40 protein-coding genes are annotated in these 11924 nt (G+C 36.7%); 39 read left to right on the top strand and 1 reads right to left on the bottom strand.

The features are described 5' to 3' along the window. Positions 1-257 precede the first annotated feature (257 nt). The 39 genes from ABFU83_RS14810 to ABFU83_RS14620 all read left to right on the top strand — a co-directional run bounded on the left by ABFU83_RS14810 (position 258) and on the right by ABFU83_RS14620 (position 10651). Complete coding sequence (locus tag ABFU83_RS14810) at positions 258-446, top strand: hypothetical protein (RefSeq protein ID WP_347067046.1); 189 nt, start codon at positions 258-260, stop codon at positions 444-446. 209 nt (positions 447-655) lie between these two features. Continuing rightward, a complete protein-coding gene (locus tag ABFU83_RS14805; protein ID WP_347067045.1) occupies positions 656-856 on the top strand; it encodes a hypothetical protein in 201 nt (66 codons plus the stop codon). A 62-nt stretch (positions 857-918) separates the two neighbouring features. After that, positions 919-1104: a class I lanthipeptide gene (locus tag ABFU83_RS14800; protein ID WP_347067044.1), complete on the top strand. Its 186-nt coding sequence runs from the start codon at positions 919-921 to the stop codon at positions 1102-1104. Between the two features lie 100 nt (positions 1105-1204). Continuing rightward, the gene (locus tag ABFU83_RS14795; protein WP_168732814.1) at positions 1205-1363 is read left to right on the top strand and encodes a class I lanthipeptide; all 159 of its coding nucleotides are present in this window, start codon (positions 1205-1207) and stop codon (positions 1361-1363) included. 11 nt (positions 1364-1374) lie between these two features. Further along, a complete protein-coding gene (locus tag ABFU83_RS14790; protein ID WP_347067042.1) occupies positions 1375-1551 on the top strand; it encodes a hypothetical protein in 177 nt (58 codons plus the stop codon). Positions 1552-1672: 121 nt separating this feature from the next. Further along, a complete protein-coding gene (locus ABFU83_RS14785; RefSeq protein WP_347067040.1) occupies positions 1673-1828 on the top strand; it encodes a hypothetical protein in 156 nt (51 codons plus the stop codon). A 75-nt stretch (positions 1829-1903) separates the two neighbouring features. Beyond that, on the top strand, positions 1904-2065 hold the full coding sequence (locus ABFU83_RS14780; RefSeq protein WP_347067038.1) for a hypothetical protein: 162 nt from the start codon (positions 1904-1906) through the stop codon (positions 2063-2065). 12 nt (positions 2066-2077) lie between these two features. Then, the gene (locus ABFU83_RS14775) at positions 2078-2242 is read left to right on the top strand and encodes a class I lanthipeptide (RefSeq protein WP_168732809.1); all 165 of its coding nucleotides are present in this window, start codon (positions 2078-2080) and stop codon (positions 2240-2242) included. A 293-nt stretch (positions 2243-2535) separates the two neighbouring features. Continuing rightward, positions 2536-2706 carry a class I lanthipeptide gene (locus tag ABFU83_RS14770; protein WP_168732808.1) on the top strand — a complete coding sequence of 57 codons (171 nt, stop codon included), beginning with the start codon at positions 2536-2538 and terminating at the stop codon, positions 2704-2706. 10 nt (positions 2707-2716) lie between these two features. Next, a complete protein-coding gene (locus ABFU83_RS14765; RefSeq protein WP_347067035.1) occupies positions 2717-2881 on the top strand; it encodes a class I lanthipeptide in 165 nt (54 codons plus the stop codon). 13 nt (positions 2882-2894) lie between these two features. After that, positions 2895-3077: a class I lanthipeptide gene (locus tag ABFU83_RS14760; RefSeq protein ID WP_347067033.1), complete on the top strand. Its 183-nt coding sequence runs from the start codon at positions 2895-2897 to the stop codon at positions 3075-3077. A gap of 11 nt (positions 3078-3088) precedes the next feature. Beyond that, positions 3089-3265 carry a hypothetical protein gene (locus ABFU83_RS14755; RefSeq protein WP_347067032.1) on the top strand — a complete coding sequence of 59 codons (177 nt, stop codon included), beginning with the start codon at positions 3089-3091 and terminating at the stop codon, positions 3263-3265. Positions 3266-3392: 127 nt separating this feature from the next. Further along, complete coding sequence (locus ABFU83_RS14750) at positions 3393-3557, top strand: class I lanthipeptide (protein ID WP_347067031.1); 165 nt, start codon at positions 3393-3395, stop codon at positions 3555-3557. Between the two features lie 23 nt (positions 3558-3580). Continuing rightward, complete coding sequence (locus ABFU83_RS14745) at positions 3581-3757, top strand: class I lanthipeptide (protein ID WP_347067029.1); 177 nt, start codon at positions 3581-3583, stop codon at positions 3755-3757. 317 nt (positions 3758-4074) lie between these two features. Further along, positions 4075-4227, top strand: a complete 153-nt coding sequence (locus tag ABFU83_RS14740; RefSeq protein WP_347067027.1) for a class I lanthipeptide — start codon at positions 4075-4077, stop codon at positions 4225-4227. Between the two features lie 269 nt (positions 4228-4496). Beyond that, positions 4497-4649 carry a class I lanthipeptide gene (locus ABFU83_RS14735; protein WP_347067027.1) on the top strand — a complete coding sequence of 51 codons (153 nt, stop codon included), beginning with the start codon at positions 4497-4499 and terminating at the stop codon, positions 4647-4649. Between the two features lie 269 nt (positions 4650-4918). Further along, on the top strand, positions 4919-5074 hold the full coding sequence (locus ABFU83_RS14730; protein ID WP_347067025.1) for a class I lanthipeptide: 156 nt from the start codon (positions 4919-4921) through the stop codon (positions 5072-5074). Positions 5075-5096: 22 nt separating this feature from the next. Continuing rightward, entirely contained in the window at positions 5097-5261 is a 165-nt protein-coding gene (locus ABFU83_RS14725) for a hypothetical protein (protein WP_347067024.1), read from the top strand. Between the two features lie 18 nt (positions 5262-5279). Then, positions 5280-5459 (top strand): hypothetical protein, encoded by a 180-nt coding sequence (locus tag ABFU83_RS14720; protein WP_347067022.1) that lies wholly within the window; start codon positions 5280-5282, stop codon positions 5457-5459. A 24-nt stretch (positions 5460-5483) separates the two neighbouring features. Then, positions 5484-5651, top strand: a complete 168-nt coding sequence (locus tag ABFU83_RS14715) for a class I lanthipeptide (protein ID WP_168732800.1) — start codon at positions 5484-5486, stop codon at positions 5649-5651. A 26-nt stretch (positions 5652-5677) separates the two neighbouring features. Beyond that, the gene (locus ABFU83_RS14710) at positions 5678-5839 is read left to right on the top strand and encodes a class IIb bacteriocin, lactobin A/cerein 7B family (protein ID WP_136403534.1); all 162 of its coding nucleotides are present in this window, start codon (positions 5678-5680) and stop codon (positions 5837-5839) included. Positions 5840-5867: 28 nt separating this feature from the next. Next, positions 5868-6029: a class IIb bacteriocin, lactobin A/cerein 7B family gene (locus ABFU83_RS14705; protein WP_347067020.1), complete on the top strand. Its 162-nt coding sequence runs from the start codon at positions 5868-5870 to the stop codon at positions 6027-6029. A gap of 26 nt (positions 6030-6055) precedes the next feature. Then, entirely contained in the window at positions 6056-6217 is a 162-nt protein-coding gene (locus ABFU83_RS14700) for a class IIb bacteriocin, lactobin A/cerein 7B family (protein ID WP_136403533.1), read from the top strand. A 28-nt stretch (positions 6218-6245) separates the two neighbouring features. Then, on the top strand, positions 6246-6407 hold the full coding sequence (locus ABFU83_RS14695) for a class IIb bacteriocin, lactobin A/cerein 7B family (RefSeq protein ID WP_136403533.1): 162 nt from the start codon (positions 6246-6248) through the stop codon (positions 6405-6407). A 26-nt stretch (positions 6408-6433) separates the two neighbouring features. Beyond that, the gene (locus tag ABFU83_RS14690; RefSeq protein WP_347067018.1) at positions 6434-6595 is read left to right on the top strand and encodes a class IIb bacteriocin, lactobin A/cerein 7B family; all 162 of its coding nucleotides are present in this window, start codon (positions 6434-6436) and stop codon (positions 6593-6595) included. Between the two features lie 26 nt (positions 6596-6621). Next, entirely contained in the window at positions 6622-6783 is a 162-nt protein-coding gene (locus ABFU83_RS14685; protein WP_347067016.1) for a class IIb bacteriocin, lactobin A/cerein 7B family, read from the top strand. 28 nt (positions 6784-6811) lie between these two features. Beyond that, positions 6812-6973: a class IIb bacteriocin, lactobin A/cerein 7B family gene (locus ABFU83_RS14680; protein ID WP_136403534.1), complete on the top strand. Its 162-nt coding sequence runs from the start codon at positions 6812-6814 to the stop codon at positions 6971-6973. 26 nt (positions 6974-6999) lie between these two features. After that, positions 7000-7161: a class IIb bacteriocin, lactobin A/cerein 7B family gene (locus ABFU83_RS14675; RefSeq protein ID WP_347067014.1), complete on the top strand. Its 162-nt coding sequence runs from the start codon at positions 7000-7002 to the stop codon at positions 7159-7161. Positions 7162-7187: 26 nt separating this feature from the next. Next, positions 7188-7349, top strand: coding sequence for a class IIb bacteriocin, lactobin A/cerein 7B family (locus ABFU83_RS14670; RefSeq protein WP_347067014.1), 162 nt, complete (start codon positions 7188-7190; stop codon positions 7347-7349). A gap of 26 nt (positions 7350-7375) precedes the next feature. Further along, a complete protein-coding gene (locus ABFU83_RS14665) occupies positions 7376-7537 on the top strand; it encodes a class IIb bacteriocin, lactobin A/cerein 7B family (protein ID WP_136403533.1) in 162 nt (53 codons plus the stop codon). A gap of 26 nt (positions 7538-7563) precedes the next feature. Further along, positions 7564-7725, top strand: coding sequence for a class IIb bacteriocin, lactobin A/cerein 7B family (locus tag ABFU83_RS14660; RefSeq protein WP_347067012.1), 162 nt, complete (start codon positions 7564-7566; stop codon positions 7723-7725). Positions 7726-7753: 28 nt separating this feature from the next. Next, positions 7754-7915, top strand: coding sequence for a class IIb bacteriocin, lactobin A/cerein 7B family (locus ABFU83_RS14655; protein ID WP_136403533.1), 162 nt, complete (start codon positions 7754-7756; stop codon positions 7913-7915). A 28-nt stretch (positions 7916-7943) separates the two neighbouring features. Then, positions 7944-8105 carry a class IIb bacteriocin, lactobin A/cerein 7B family gene (locus ABFU83_RS14650; RefSeq protein WP_136403533.1) on the top strand — a complete coding sequence of 54 codons (162 nt, stop codon included), beginning with the start codon at positions 7944-7946 and terminating at the stop codon, positions 8103-8105. Between the two features lie 28 nt (positions 8106-8133). Beyond that, positions 8134-8295 (top strand): class IIb bacteriocin, lactobin A/cerein 7B family, encoded by a 162-nt coding sequence (locus ABFU83_RS14645; RefSeq protein ID WP_136403533.1) that lies wholly within the window; start codon positions 8134-8136, stop codon positions 8293-8295. 28 nt (positions 8296-8323) lie between these two features. Further along, entirely contained in the window at positions 8324-8485 is a 162-nt protein-coding gene (locus tag ABFU83_RS14640) for a class IIb bacteriocin, lactobin A/cerein 7B family (RefSeq protein ID WP_136403533.1), read from the top strand. 28 nt (positions 8486-8513) lie between these two features. Next, positions 8514-8675, top strand: a complete 162-nt coding sequence (locus tag ABFU83_RS14635; protein ID WP_136403534.1) for a class IIb bacteriocin, lactobin A/cerein 7B family — start codon at positions 8514-8516, stop codon at positions 8673-8675. Between the two features lie 26 nt (positions 8676-8701). Next, positions 8702-8854, top strand: a complete 153-nt coding sequence (locus tag ABFU83_RS14630) for a hypothetical protein (RefSeq protein ID WP_347067009.1) — start codon at positions 8702-8704, stop codon at positions 8852-8854. A 321-nt stretch (positions 8855-9175) separates the two neighbouring features. Further along, complete coding sequence (locus ABFU83_RS14625) at positions 9176-9853, top strand: helix-turn-helix domain-containing protein (protein ID WP_347067007.1); 678 nt, start codon at positions 9176-9178, stop codon at positions 9851-9853. Between the two features lie 600 nt (positions 9854-10453). Further along, a complete protein-coding gene (locus ABFU83_RS14620) occupies positions 10454-10651 on the top strand; it encodes a class I lanthipeptide (RefSeq protein WP_347067005.1) in 198 nt (65 codons plus the stop codon). A gap of 182 nt (positions 10652-10833) precedes the next feature. Here the strand turns inward: ABFU83_RS14620 and ABFU83_RS14615 are convergent, their stop codons facing one another. Further along, on the bottom strand, positions 10834-11922 hold the full coding sequence (locus tag ABFU83_RS14615) for a zinc-binding alcohol dehydrogenase family protein (protein WP_347067003.1): 1089 nt from the start codon (positions 11920-11922) through the stop codon (positions 10834-10836). Between the last annotated feature and the right edge of the window lie 2 nt (positions 11923-11924).

The raw sequence follows: 11924 nt of genomic DNA, 5'->3' as shown, positions 1-11924 counted from the left end.
CTACTCAAAAAACACAAAAGGCATAAAAAATAAAACAGAGCGTGGAAGGCCCTGTTTTATAGAATGAATTACAAAACGAAATCCAACAAATTATAGGTTGGAGTATCTTTACAAAGATAACTTTTTATTTATTAAAGCCAAGCTTTGATACAAAAAGTTCCCTCCTTTCTAAAGACCCACTCACTCCCTTCTTTCGTTGGTAAATTTTAAGCCCTAAATGGGTAAAATGCTCAGGAACCGACTCGTATCGGATCCGAATGAACCGAATTTATTCAGGCCGTATTGCGCCATTCGAATGGTTACAACAAAACCATACTTGCGCCAATCACAAACTGAAAATTAATGGCGTTCCAGGAATGAAAACATTTCATAGTACGGGACGTTACAGCAGAAAATTTAAAAGAAACCATGAAAACGAAAAAAATGATCAACCCGTCGCGATTTAAAAAGAACACCATCGTCGAATTGAATGACGAAGCGGTACAAGAATCTCGATTTTATGCTTCGGTGAAGCGATTTTTTAGGGCTGTAACCCGATTTTTTACAGCAAAGCCTCAAAAAAAGCAATAGCCGATTGATCAGATTCCTCGTGGTTAAGATTGCATTCAAAAAGTATTTTGAACAGGATATCTAGTAACTAAATAAAACGAGAATTATGAAAAATCAAAGAATCGACATGCTATTCTTCTATAAAAGTTCCGTAGCGGAACTTAACGGAGAAGAATTAAAAAGAATCAACGGTGGCGGTGGTACAGACGTACTGCTAACCAACAATCCATTGAGCTGCACGTTTTGTGTGAACTCCAGTAAAGGACACTATACCACCGAATTCAACCCTATGACCGGACCACTATAATGGTTATCAGGCACTGTAAAAACAAATTTTAATCAATTGTAATAACTCTTAATTTTTAAATCATGAAAAAAGAAAACAAAAGCGTACTTACTTTTAAGAAAAGTTCAGTAGCAGAATTAGATCAAACAGCAATGCGCAACGTAGTAGGTGGTGGAACAACCATCGTTGAAGAGCAAACAACCATTATCTGTGGTGATTGTATTCCGGTTCCGGGACCCATCAGAACAATAATTAAAGCACAGTTCTAATATAATTTCAAAAGAGGAAAAACCGTACTATTCGGTTAAAACACTACGAAAGCAACGGTTTTTCTTCTAAAAAACAATGTTTAACACAAAAAACAATCTTATGAAAACGACAAAACACAACAATCGTCTTGATTTTGCAAAAAATGCAATAGTAGAACTAAACGACAACCAGTTACAAAACGTAAACGGCGGTTCAATGGATGCGATCATCAACTATATAGGTGATAAGTTAAAAGACATGATAAAACCACAGGTATAAACGACAACCTTATGAAAACTACACACACAACAAACCGATTGTTATTTGCAAAAAATGACATCGCAGAATTAAATGCTACGGAAATGATAACGATTAATGGCGGTAGTACGATTATGGGTGGCGAAACCTGTACGGGATGCGTATGTATCTCCGTTATCGGAACCATCATGCAGATCGAAGCGCTGTAAGTAAATCCCCTCTCTTTATAGTCCTATTCTTTATAATGTGAACAGCGGCAGCTGTTTGGCAACAGGATAATTATGGACTATGATGAAGTAATCCATAATCAAAACGAAAAAATACAGTAGTATGAAAACACAAGTAACAAACAAATTGGTATTCCAATCGAATGCAGTTGCCGAACTGGATGTAACAACAATGCATCAGGTAATTGGCGGCGTGACAACCTTTATCTGTGGTGACTGCGTGGTAATTACCAGCCGTATCGAGAAGGCATTGGACTAACAATACGTCCGGAATTTGAACATAATTCCAGGAACATTGCACGGAAGATTTAACAACAACAAAAAGTAAAACCTTATGAAAACACAAGCAACAAATAAACTTGCATTTCAATCGAGTGCGGTTGCAGAACTGGATTTAGAAGTGATGAACCAGGTAAATGGCGGCGCGACAACCTTCGTATGTGGAGAGTGTGTAGTGGTTACCAGTCGCATTAAAAATGGAATGGCGATCAACTAAAAAAATAAAGCTATGAAAAAGAAAACCATCAGTAAGCTGGAATTCCATAAAACAGCATTAGTTGAATTAAACGAACCGAAAATGGCGACCATTATCGGAGGTACATTAACTATGGCAGGAGGTACATCATTAGTAATGATAACGATGTATACGGCCATCAATAAAGTAGTGCGCTAAAAGCAATGACGTAATCTCATAAAAACGAAAAAAACTTTCATAAGAAAGAAGCGCCATTATTGATTGGATCCGATAGCGATATCGAAAAGATGTCTGCCAAAAGATCAAAAAACAGCATCATCCGTGAACCATAGCAAACGGGCATGTATAACCCGATGATAGAAGGGAACCGTACGTTGCAACAGCGCAACGCCGACCAATTCTGCCTGTTTGCCAGTCGTTCCGGGGATTGAAAATAACCAGGCGGTATGCTATATCGTCACGAAAACGGATAAACCAAAAAAATAAGAAACATGAAACAGCAAACGAATAACGCACTGATGTTTCGTAAAAATTCACTGGTTGAATTAAACGAACAAAAAATGAATGCGATTGCCGGAGGAACCGGAAGTACAACCTTTATCGGGACAACGTCACTGGTGATTCTTACCGTGGGAACCGAAAATGACATGACATTATTATAAAGCGGGAGCTATGAAAAAAGGAACAACCCACCAACTGACGTTTCAAAAGCGCTCGATAACCGAGTTAAACGAACAAACCATGGCTGCTATAGCCGGCGGAACGCTGACACCATCGAGTACAACTTTGATCACGATGACCTTACAAACGATTACCGAAAAATTTGACAACAACTAAAAAAATAAGAAATATGAAAAAAGCAGACCAAAACAAGCTTCATTTTAAGAAAAATGATATTACAGAATTAAACCAATCCACAATGCGCCAGATTGCCGGCGGAGGAGACACCATCAACGAACAAACGACATTGATTTGTGGTGACTGTATTTTGGTTCCGGGACCGATTCGCAATATCACGAAACTACAGCCCTAAACGAAAGCCCTATGAAAACAACACACAACAACAGACTGGCTTTTGCCAAAATTTCGGTAGCAGAATTAAATCCTGCAGATATGATAATGATTAACGGCGGATCGACAATTGTAGGTGGAGAAACCTGTTCGGGATGCGTATGCCTTCCGGTGCAAACAATTGTAAACGATAGATTTGCCGTAGCCTAAATGCAAGGTCGACCGGACATTAAGCGAAAAAAATCACAATAGATAGCGGATACAACTGCGGTAAGAAACGAATGTTTGCTTGCGTCAGGCTTGGCATGGCTATTCAGAACCTAAAAACAACAACAGTATGAAAACACAAAACACAACCAAACTGGCCTTTGCCAAAAACGCCATCGTGGAATTAAACGATGATCATTTAAACAATGTAAATGGCGGATCTCTGTTACTTAGTGCAATTGTAGTGGCTATATCTGTAGCTGCAGGTTACACAGTTGGAAAAAACCTGAATTAAATATACATAAAAAACAAAAAAAGATGAAAACAACAAACACACCAACAAAGCTTGCTTTTGCTAAAAATTCTTTAGTGGAATTAAATAACAATCAGTTACACGATATCAACGGCGGATCAACCCCGTTATGTTCCGGTTCGGCAATCTTTTATACGATTGTTTATACGGGAACGATGAATACCGTATTGGCTCAGGAATAGAAAGGCGATCTCAAGAAAACAACACAGTACACGAAACAGACTTTTGCGAAAAGTTCGGTAGCAGCATTAAACCCTGCAGACAGAATCAATGGTAATGATGGATTGACTATTGTTGACGGAGAAACCTGTTCGGGATACGGATGCTACGGTACAAACGGTTGTAAACGACGTATTTGTCGTAAGTAAAATAGAAAGTCGTCCGGACTTTAAGCGGAAAAAATCACACGACATAACGGAGAAAACCAGCGGTAAGAGAACATCTGTTTACTTGCGTCGGAACCGGTATGACTATTCACAACCTAAAAAACAATAACAGTATGAAAACACAAAACACCAACAAATTGGCTTTTGCCAAAAATTCTGTAGTAGAATTAAATGACGATCAATTGAACACTGTAAATGGTGGTTCGATAACAGTAACCCTTATTGTAACGGTATCGATATTGGCAGCCACTTATCTGGAAGCATAATAAATAAAACCGGAAAACCGAAACGATCCATTGACTGCTTTTTTCGGAATAAGATTCTTAACAAGGATCATTACAACTATATAAAAAGCGGATCATAATCGTTACGATAACGAATTACGACGGATTTGTCGTAAGTAAAACAGAAAGTCGCCCGGACATTAAGCGGAAAAAATCACACGACATAACGGAGAAAACCAGCGGTAAGAGAACATCTGTTTACTTGCGTCGGAACCGGTATGACTATTCACAACCTAAAAAACAACAACAGTATGAAAACACAAAACACCAACAAATTGGCTTTTGCCAAAAATTCTGTAGTAGAATTAAATGACGATCAATTGAACACTGTAAATGGTGGTTCGATAACAGTAACCCTTATTGTAACGGTATCGATATTGGCAGCCACTTATCTGGAAGCATAATAAATAAAACCGGAAAACCGATACGATCCATTGACTGCTTTTTTCGGAATAAGATTCTTAACAAGGATCATTACAACTATATAAAAAGCGGATCATAATCGTTACGATAACGAATTACGACGGATTTGTCGTAAGTAAAACAGAAAGTCGTCCGGACTTTAAGCGGAAAAAATCACACGACATAACGGAGAAAACCAGCGGTAAGAGAACATCTGTTTACTTGCGTCGGAACCGGTATGATTATTCACAACCTAAAAAACAACAACAGTATGAAAACACAAAACACCAACAAACTCGCTTTTACCAAAAGCGCTGTTACCGAATTAAACGATGCACATTTAATGGAAATCAATGGAGGATCGACACCAACAGTAACATTAGCCATAGTAACCATAGTGGTTATTGAAGCCATGATGGCGGAATAAGCAATACTCAAAAACGAAAACCATGAAAACAACACACCGCAACAAACTGGCCTTTGCCAAAAACGATTTAGTCGAACTAAATAACAGTCAGATGTTGGACGTACAAGGCGGAACATCTCCCTTTTTTCCTTCATCCATTATAGGCATAACCATTTTTATAGAAAAAGAAATGGAAACGAGCAACTAAACCTTAAACCATAAAACCATGAAAACAACACACCACAACAAACTGGCCTTTGCCAAAAACGACCTGGTAGAATTAAACAGTAACCAGATGATCAATGTGCAAGGTGGAACCTCTATCATTGCGACAACAATAGTTGGATCCACATCTCTTGTTACAGCTACATCTCCTGTAATATTTGATCAAGCGGAAAAAAATTAAGTCTTAACGATAAAAACAACAACGATGAAAACACAAAACACGAACAAACTGGCCTTTGCCAAAAACGACCTGGTAGAATTAAACAACAGTCAGATGATTGATGTGAAAGGTGGAACCTCGCCTCTTATTTTAACAACACTGTTTACGGTTACTTCTACGACTACTTTATTGGCTGATCAAGCAGTAAATTAATTCTTAACCTTTAAAAATCAAACAATATGAAAACGCAAACTTCCAACAAATTAGCTTTCGCTAAAAGTTCATTAGTAGAACTAAACGACAACCAATTAAACGATGTAAATGGTGGGACGACTCCGGTATGTGTAGGAGTAATCATCGGCCTTTCAATTTATGTCGCAATTGACAAAGCTTTAGACTAATCCTTAACCAACAAAAAACACAAAAATTATGAAAACACAAACTTCCAACAAATTAGCTTTCGCTAAAAGTTCATTAGTAGAACTAAACGACAACCAATTAAATGATGTAAATGGCGGAACGACTCCGGTATGTGTAGGAGTGATCATTGGCCTAACAATGAGCATCGCAATTGACAAAGCTTTAAGTTAATCTCTAACCAACAAAACTTTAAAAACATGAAAACGCAAACTTCCAACAAATTAGCTTTCGCTAAAAGTTCATTAGTAGAACTAAACGACAACCAATTAAATGATGTAAATGGTGGAACCACTCCGGTATGTGTAGGAGTGATCATTGGCCTAACAATGAGCATCGCAATCGACAAAGCTTTAGACTAATCCTTAACCAACAAAAAACACAAAAATTATGAAAACACAAACTTCCAACAAATTAGCTTTCGCTAAAAGTTCATTAGTAGAACTAAACGACAACCAGTTAAACGATGTAAATGGTGGAACCACTCCGGTATGTGTAGGAGTAATCATCGGCCTAACAATGAGCATCGCAATCGACAAAGCTTTAGACTAATCTCTAACCAACAAAACTTTAAAAACATGAAAACGCAAAACGCAAACAAATTAGCTTTCGCTAAAAGTTCATTAGTAGAACTAAACGACAACCAGTTAAACGATGTAAATGGTGGAACCACTCCGGTATGTGTAGGAGTAATTATCGGCCTAACAATGAGCATCGCAATCGACAAAGCTTTAGACTAATCTCTAACCAACAAAACTTTAAAAACATGAAAACGCAAAACGCAAACAAATTAGCTTTCGCTAAAAGTTCATTAGTAGAACTAAACGACAACCAGTTAAACGATGTAAATGGTGGAACCACTCCGGTATGTGTAGGAGTGATCATCGGACTTTCAATTTATGTCGCAATTGACAAAGCTTTAGACTAATCTTTAACCAACAAAAAACACAAAAATTATGAAAACACAAACTTCCAACAAATTAGCTTTCGCTAAAAGTTCATTAGTAGAACTAAACGACAACCAGTTAAACGATGTAAATGGTGGAACCACTCCGGTATGTGTAGGAGTGATCATCGGACTTTCAATTTATGTCGCAATCGACAAAGCTTTAGACTAATCTCTAACCAACAAAACTTTAAAAACATGAAAACGCAAACTACCAACAAATTAGCTTTCGCTAAAAGTTCATTAGTAGAACTAAACGACAACCAGTTAAATGATGTAAATGGCGGAACGACTCCGGTATGTGTAGGAGTGATCATCGGTCTAACAATGAGCATCGCAATCGACAAAGCCTTAAGTTAATCTCTAACCAACAAAACTTTAAAAGCATGAAAACGCAAACTACCAACAAATTAGCTTTCGCTAAAAGTTCATTAGTAGAACTAAACGACAACCAATTAAACGATGTAAACGGTGGAACGACTCCGGTATGTGTAGGAGTGATCATTGGCCTAACAATGAGCATCGCAATCGACAAAGCCTTAAGTTAATCTCTAACCAACAAAACTTTAAAAACATGAAAACGCAAACTTCCAACAAATTAGCTTTCGCTAAAAGTTCATTAGTAGAACTAAACGACAACCAGTTAAACGATGTAAACGGCGGAACCACTCCGGTATGTGTAGGAGTGATCATCGGCCTAACAATGAGCATCGCAATCGACAAAGCTTTAGACTAATCTCTAACCAACAAAACTTTAAAAACATGAAAACGCAAACTACCAACAAATTAGCTTTCGCTAAAAGTTCATTAGTAGAACTAAACGACAACCAATTAAATGATGTAAATGGTGGAACCACTCCGGTATGTGTAGGAGTAATCATCGGACTTTCAATTTATGTCGCAATCGACAAAGCTTTAGACTAATCTTTAACCAACAAAAAACACAAAAATTATGAAAACGCAAACTTCCAACAAATTAGCTTTCGCTAAAAGTTCATTAGTAGAACTAAACGACAACCAATTAAACGATGTAAACGGTGGAACGACTCCGGTATGTGTAGGAGTGATCATCGGCCTAACAATGAGCATCGCAATTGACAAAGCTTTAGACTAATCTTTAACCAACAAAAAACACAAAAATTATGAAAACACAAACTTCCAACAAATTAGCTTTCGCTAAAAGTTCATTAGTAGAACTAAACGACAACCAGTTAAACGATGTAAATGGTGGAACCACTCCGGTATGTGTAGGAGTGATCATTGGCCTAACAATGAGCATCGCAATCGACAAAGCTTTAGACTAATCCTTAACCAACAAAAAACACAAAAATTATGAAAACACAAACTTCCAACAAATTAGCTTTCGCTAAAAGTTCATTAGTAGAACTAAACGACAACCAATTAAACGATGTAAACGGTGGAACCACTCCGGTATGTGTAGGAGTGATCATTGGCCTAACAATGAGCATCGCAATCGACAAAGCTTTAGACTAATCCTTAACCAACAAAAAACACAAAAATTATGAAAACACAAACTTCCAACAAATTAGCTTTCGCTAAAAGTTCATTAGTAGAACTAAACGACAACCAATTAAACGATGTAAACGGTGGAACCACTCCGGTATGTGTAGGAGTAATCATCGGCCTAACAATGAGCATCGCAATCGACAAAGCTTTAGACTAATCTTTAACCAACAAAAAACACAAAAATTATGAAAACACAAACTTCCAACAAATTAGCTTTCGCTAAAAGTTCATTAGTAGAACTAAACGACAACCAATTAAACGATGTAAACGGTGGGACGACTCCGGTATGTGTAGGAGTGATCATTGGCCTTTCAATTTATGTCGCAATCGACAAAGCACTGGACTAATTCAAGACAACAACAACGAAAGAATTATGAAAACACAAAGCGAAACCGGATTAGTTTTTACTAAAAGAGCATTAGCGAAATTAAACGACAATCCGTTTCACGATGTGAATGGTGGAACCACTCCTTATATGTGTCCTTGTACTTCAGGAGTAATGACCTATTACCTGCTGGCTGAATAAGTTTTACAGCAGACGTAAAAAAGGCTATCTGTAATAGATAGCCTTTTTTATTGGCATTAAATCAAATAAAAGAAGAGTAGATTCTGTTTGCCAGGAGTAATTATTATAACGATTTAAAAAATATTTTTTTAGCATTATAAACAGTATTTAAGTTGTTTATTTTCAATTTTTTTTTAACCATTCTAGTTTATAGAAAGTAAGTCATAATAGAAATCATATGTTATACAAAATCATGTTTATAAGCTACTTGTTAAAGTTGAATTGTTTTTTAGTGGTCTGATAGTCAAATGGTTATTTTTGTTTTCTTGAAAAAAGCTAAATATGGTAGTATTTGAAAACAATAACATTTGTTTTACGGTGTTTCTGAAAATAACTTTTTTTTCGACTTTAGAAGCCACATATATATTCTGTTTATTGGGTATACTGTTGGTTATTGTCTTAATCATTTTTGTTTTTTGTTATTACTGGTACAGTAAAAGTGAAAAGGAGCATAAGGAAAAGTTTCAGATTTTATTCAATAAGATTAATGATTTTGAACTGAGAAAAGGACAGCAGAAGAACGTATTGTTTATTTCTGAAAATAACAATGGTCGAAAAGATTTTCCGGATGATGCAACATTTACGATTACGGACGAACGGATAAAGGACATACTTGAGAAATTAAAAAAACTGGCACAACAAAAATATTTTCTGCGTCAGGATTGTACCCTACATAATGTTGCTAAAAAATTAAAAACAAATACCGCTTACCTGTCCAGAATTGTAAACAATGAACTGGGGAAGAGCTTTAGCAATTATATTAACGAGCTTCGAATTAATTATGTCATTTCGGAATTAAAAAGTAATTCAAGGCTTCGGTCTTATTCGATAAGTGCGATAGCAGATGAGATCGGATATAAAAGTCCGGATTCTTTTACTAAATATTTTAAAGTAGCTACTGGTGTTTCACCCGCAGTTTACATCAGAAAAATAGAAAAAATGAAACATACTTCAATCTGAATTAAGTTGCTGTTAATTAGGTTTTTAATTGGTTAAAAGTGTACCGGTTTTTTATAAAAATAGGGTGAGTTTGTTTGTGGAAGCCAAAAAAGCGACATTTCTTTGCCGTGTTGATGAAGGAGAGATGTGACGATACAATCAAGGCATTTCGAGAGCAGCAACGGATGGGTTTTTGTGTAGCGAAAGTATTTTATTAAATATGAGTAGCTACTTCAAAAACACAAAACAGGAAATAGAGTTCTTATATCTCATAGGTATCCCTGTTAAATGGAATACAACTCCCCTGATGTCTGTCTAAAAATCTCCAATCAAATACAGACAGTTTCAAATTTTGAAATGAAACACGAATACACCCCTTTAAGAAAAAAGGAACAACGATTATTTACAATTTGTCTGAATTGTAAAGTTTCCCCTAAAACAAGAAGAAACGGTTTGATTTTTCAGCCGATTGGCGGTACTGTTATTAAAACGGTTAAAAGAGGATTTCAATCCCTTTTTAACTAAAAATAGCTATTGGACTGGCGCGCGTAAAGTCCTGACAGGAGTAACCTGAAAATCCTGAAATAGAGTAAGGGATAATTTTAAATACAATAATTTAGAATGAAAAAGCAGAAATCAAACAATAAGCTTGTTTTCGATAAAACAGCTATTGTAATATTAAATAAGGATCAGTTGCAACAAGTAAATGGAGGAACGTTCTCAGTAGGTTCTTTATGGCAATTGGATCACGGGTTTTGGGAAATAACATATAACAAAAAACCTACTGCCCAGTATTATCATACCGTAACGAGAGACTAGGATATTCCACAGCTATGTAAAAATAAAAACCACAGGAGGAAGCTATAAAAGCAACAATAGCAATAATACGTTTTTTAGGATATAGTATTGCTGTATTATCGAAATCTCGGATCGGTTTTTAGAACAAAGAAAACCCCCATTAGCAACTAATGGGGGTTGAAGAAGAAGAGAGGAGGAACGTATCAGGAATATTTAAAAGAAACTTTCCCGAATTTGTTTCCTTCCGAATTATACGTTTTTTCTAAAAATGAAGTAAGGGCATTTTCGTCGGTAAAAACCTGGTCGATAACCAGGGTGTCATTTTTAAAACCATCAATGCCATTTTTAAGATCCTCACCGGTTCCGAGGCAGTTGGCGATCAATTGCACATTGCGGAACATCAGATCGGCGATCAATGTAGTAAGATTTATTTTTTCAGTCGTTTTCATTTTTTCAGACGACTGGTTATAGACGCCGCAGGTAAGATAGCGTGCGTTGAAGTTTAAACGACTGCATAGTGCCGTTAAATAGGTATCGGCAAAAGCATCCAGTACCACATCAAAATACAAATGATCCGGGAACACCATGTCTTTAAAAGAAAAAATTTCCTTGATAAACGGAAAATGACGTTTTACGGTATCCGTATTTTTTCCGGAATAGGACAATCCGTACACCGTACAGTTTTTATCCTTTAGAAGGTTTAAAAAGAAAAAAGAGGTATTGGAAGTTACTGAAGTCACCAAAACCACATCACCGTCCTTGATATTCGCTTTGCGAATCATTGCTGCCGCGGTTTGCGCTCCGATACTCATACTTCCGGCCTGTTCTTCCGGTATTTCGTCTGGAACTTTCATCAGTTTACCGTGATGATAAATTTCAAATTCTCTACTGGCATGATTGGAAGGGATTCCTGGCATTGCATTATCTTCCGGATACGGAAAGAAGTTATTCCCGATTACTTTGTCGCCCACTTGTAAAGTGGTTACATTTGAACCCACTTCTTCAACAATACCACAAAAATCCGATCCGATAGGATAAAACGTTTCCTGTTCCATATCGCGTACCTTTTTCCAGGCTTGTTCAATAATGCCCAGATCCCGGTAGTTTAGTGAAAAACTGGTTTTACGAACCAAAACATAATTGGCAGTAGTGGTAGCGTTTGTATCAAAATCCGGTGGATTGGCAGTTACAAAACCAAGTGGAATCTGATGTTGATCGATAGCAAACAGATGCCTTTTTCGGGCATCTGTTTTTTCATATAATGACGGACTTAATACAGCTAAGGCTCTCATAA

Origin of the sequence: Flavobacterium sp. WV_118_3, from assembly GCF_039778605.1 — a bacterium.
Lineage (GTDB): Bacteria > Bacteroidota > Bacteroidia > Flavobacteriales > Flavobacteriaceae > Flavobacterium.
This window is presented reverse-complemented; position numbering and strand designations above follow the sequence as displayed.

Coding starts and splice junctions, on each gene's coding strand:
- ABFU83_RS14810 (WP_347067046.1), top strand. CDS start 258: ATGAACCGAATTTATTCAGGCCGTATTGCGCCATTCGAATGGTTACAA.
- ABFU83_RS14805 (WP_347067045.1), top strand. CDS start 656: ATGAAAAATCAAAGAATCGACATGCTATTCTTCTATAAAAGTTCCGTA.
- ABFU83_RS14800 (WP_347067044.1), top strand. CDS start 919: ATGAAAAAAGAAAACAAAAGCGTACTTACTTTTAAGAAAAGTTCAGTA.
- ABFU83_RS14795 (WP_168732814.1), top strand. CDS start 1,205: ATGAAAACGACAAAACACAACAATCGTCTTGATTTTGCAAAAAATGCA.
- ABFU83_RS14790 (WP_347067042.1), top strand. CDS start 1,375: ATGAAAACTACACACACAACAAACCGATTGTTATTTGCAAAAAATGAC.
- ABFU83_RS14785 (WP_347067040.1), top strand. CDS start 1,673: ATGAAAACACAAGTAACAAACAAATTGGTATTCCAATCGAATGCAGTT.
- ABFU83_RS14780 (WP_347067038.1), top strand. CDS start 1,904: ATGAAAACACAAGCAACAAATAAACTTGCATTTCAATCGAGTGCGGTT.
- ABFU83_RS14775 (WP_168732809.1), top strand. CDS start 2,078: ATGAAAAAGAAAACCATCAGTAAGCTGGAATTCCATAAAACAGCATTA.
- ABFU83_RS14770 (WP_168732808.1), top strand. CDS start 2,536: ATGAAACAGCAAACGAATAACGCACTGATGTTTCGTAAAAATTCACTG.
- ABFU83_RS14765 (WP_347067035.1), top strand. CDS start 2,717: ATGAAAAAAGGAACAACCCACCAACTGACGTTTCAAAAGCGCTCGATA.
- ABFU83_RS14760 (WP_347067033.1), top strand. CDS start 2,895: ATGAAAAAAGCAGACCAAAACAAGCTTCATTTTAAGAAAAATGATATT.
- ABFU83_RS14755 (WP_347067032.1), top strand. CDS start 3,089: ATGAAAACAACACACAACAACAGACTGGCTTTTGCCAAAATTTCGGTA.
- ABFU83_RS14750 (WP_347067031.1), top strand. CDS start 3,393: ATGAAAACACAAAACACAACCAAACTGGCCTTTGCCAAAAACGCCATC.
- ABFU83_RS14745 (WP_347067029.1), top strand. CDS start 3,581: ATGAAAACAACAAACACACCAACAAAGCTTGCTTTTGCTAAAAATTCT.
- ABFU83_RS14740 (WP_347067027.1), top strand. CDS start 4,075: ATGAAAACACAAAACACCAACAAATTGGCTTTTGCCAAAAATTCTGTA.
- ABFU83_RS14735 (WP_347067027.1), top strand. CDS start 4,497: ATGAAAACACAAAACACCAACAAATTGGCTTTTGCCAAAAATTCTGTA.
- ABFU83_RS14730 (WP_347067025.1), top strand. CDS start 4,919: ATGAAAACACAAAACACCAACAAACTCGCTTTTACCAAAAGCGCTGTT.
- ABFU83_RS14725 (WP_347067024.1), top strand. CDS start 5,097: ATGAAAACAACACACCGCAACAAACTGGCCTTTGCCAAAAACGATTTA.
- ABFU83_RS14720 (WP_347067022.1), top strand. CDS start 5,280: ATGAAAACAACACACCACAACAAACTGGCCTTTGCCAAAAACGACCTG.
- ABFU83_RS14715 (WP_168732800.1), top strand. CDS start 5,484: ATGAAAACACAAAACACGAACAAACTGGCCTTTGCCAAAAACGACCTG.
- ABFU83_RS14710 (WP_136403534.1), top strand. CDS start 5,678: ATGAAAACGCAAACTTCCAACAAATTAGCTTTCGCTAAAAGTTCATTA.
- ABFU83_RS14705 (WP_347067020.1), top strand. CDS start 5,868: ATGAAAACACAAACTTCCAACAAATTAGCTTTCGCTAAAAGTTCATTA.
- ABFU83_RS14700 (WP_136403533.1), top strand. CDS start 6,056: ATGAAAACGCAAACTTCCAACAAATTAGCTTTCGCTAAAAGTTCATTA.
- ABFU83_RS14695 (WP_136403533.1), top strand. CDS start 6,246: ATGAAAACACAAACTTCCAACAAATTAGCTTTCGCTAAAAGTTCATTA.
- ABFU83_RS14690 (WP_347067018.1), top strand. CDS start 6,434: ATGAAAACGCAAAACGCAAACAAATTAGCTTTCGCTAAAAGTTCATTA.
- ABFU83_RS14685 (WP_347067016.1), top strand. CDS start 6,622: ATGAAAACGCAAAACGCAAACAAATTAGCTTTCGCTAAAAGTTCATTA.
- ABFU83_RS14680 (WP_136403534.1), top strand. CDS start 6,812: ATGAAAACACAAACTTCCAACAAATTAGCTTTCGCTAAAAGTTCATTA.
- ABFU83_RS14675 (WP_347067014.1), top strand. CDS start 7,000: ATGAAAACGCAAACTACCAACAAATTAGCTTTCGCTAAAAGTTCATTA.
- ABFU83_RS14670 (WP_347067014.1), top strand. CDS start 7,188: ATGAAAACGCAAACTACCAACAAATTAGCTTTCGCTAAAAGTTCATTA.
- ABFU83_RS14665 (WP_136403533.1), top strand. CDS start 7,376: ATGAAAACGCAAACTTCCAACAAATTAGCTTTCGCTAAAAGTTCATTA.
- ABFU83_RS14660 (WP_347067012.1), top strand. CDS start 7,564: ATGAAAACGCAAACTACCAACAAATTAGCTTTCGCTAAAAGTTCATTA.
- ABFU83_RS14655 (WP_136403533.1), top strand. CDS start 7,754: ATGAAAACGCAAACTTCCAACAAATTAGCTTTCGCTAAAAGTTCATTA.
- ABFU83_RS14650 (WP_136403533.1), top strand. CDS start 7,944: ATGAAAACACAAACTTCCAACAAATTAGCTTTCGCTAAAAGTTCATTA.
- ABFU83_RS14645 (WP_136403533.1), top strand. CDS start 8,134: ATGAAAACACAAACTTCCAACAAATTAGCTTTCGCTAAAAGTTCATTA.
- ABFU83_RS14640 (WP_136403533.1), top strand. CDS start 8,324: ATGAAAACACAAACTTCCAACAAATTAGCTTTCGCTAAAAGTTCATTA.
- ABFU83_RS14635 (WP_136403534.1), top strand. CDS start 8,514: ATGAAAACACAAACTTCCAACAAATTAGCTTTCGCTAAAAGTTCATTA.
- ABFU83_RS14630 (WP_347067009.1), top strand. CDS start 8,702: ATGAAAACACAAAGCGAAACCGGATTAGTTTTTACTAAAAGAGCATTA.
- ABFU83_RS14625 (WP_347067007.1), top strand. CDS start 9,176: ATGGTAGTATTTGAAAACAATAACATTTGTTTTACGGTGTTTCTGAAA.
- ABFU83_RS14620 (WP_347067005.1), top strand. CDS start 10,454: ATGAAAAAGCAGAAATCAAACAATAAGCTTGTTTTCGATAAAACAGCT.
- ABFU83_RS14615 (WP_347067003.1), bottom strand. CDS start 11,922: ATGAGAGCCTTAGCTGTATTAAGTCCGTCATTATATGAAAAAACAGAT.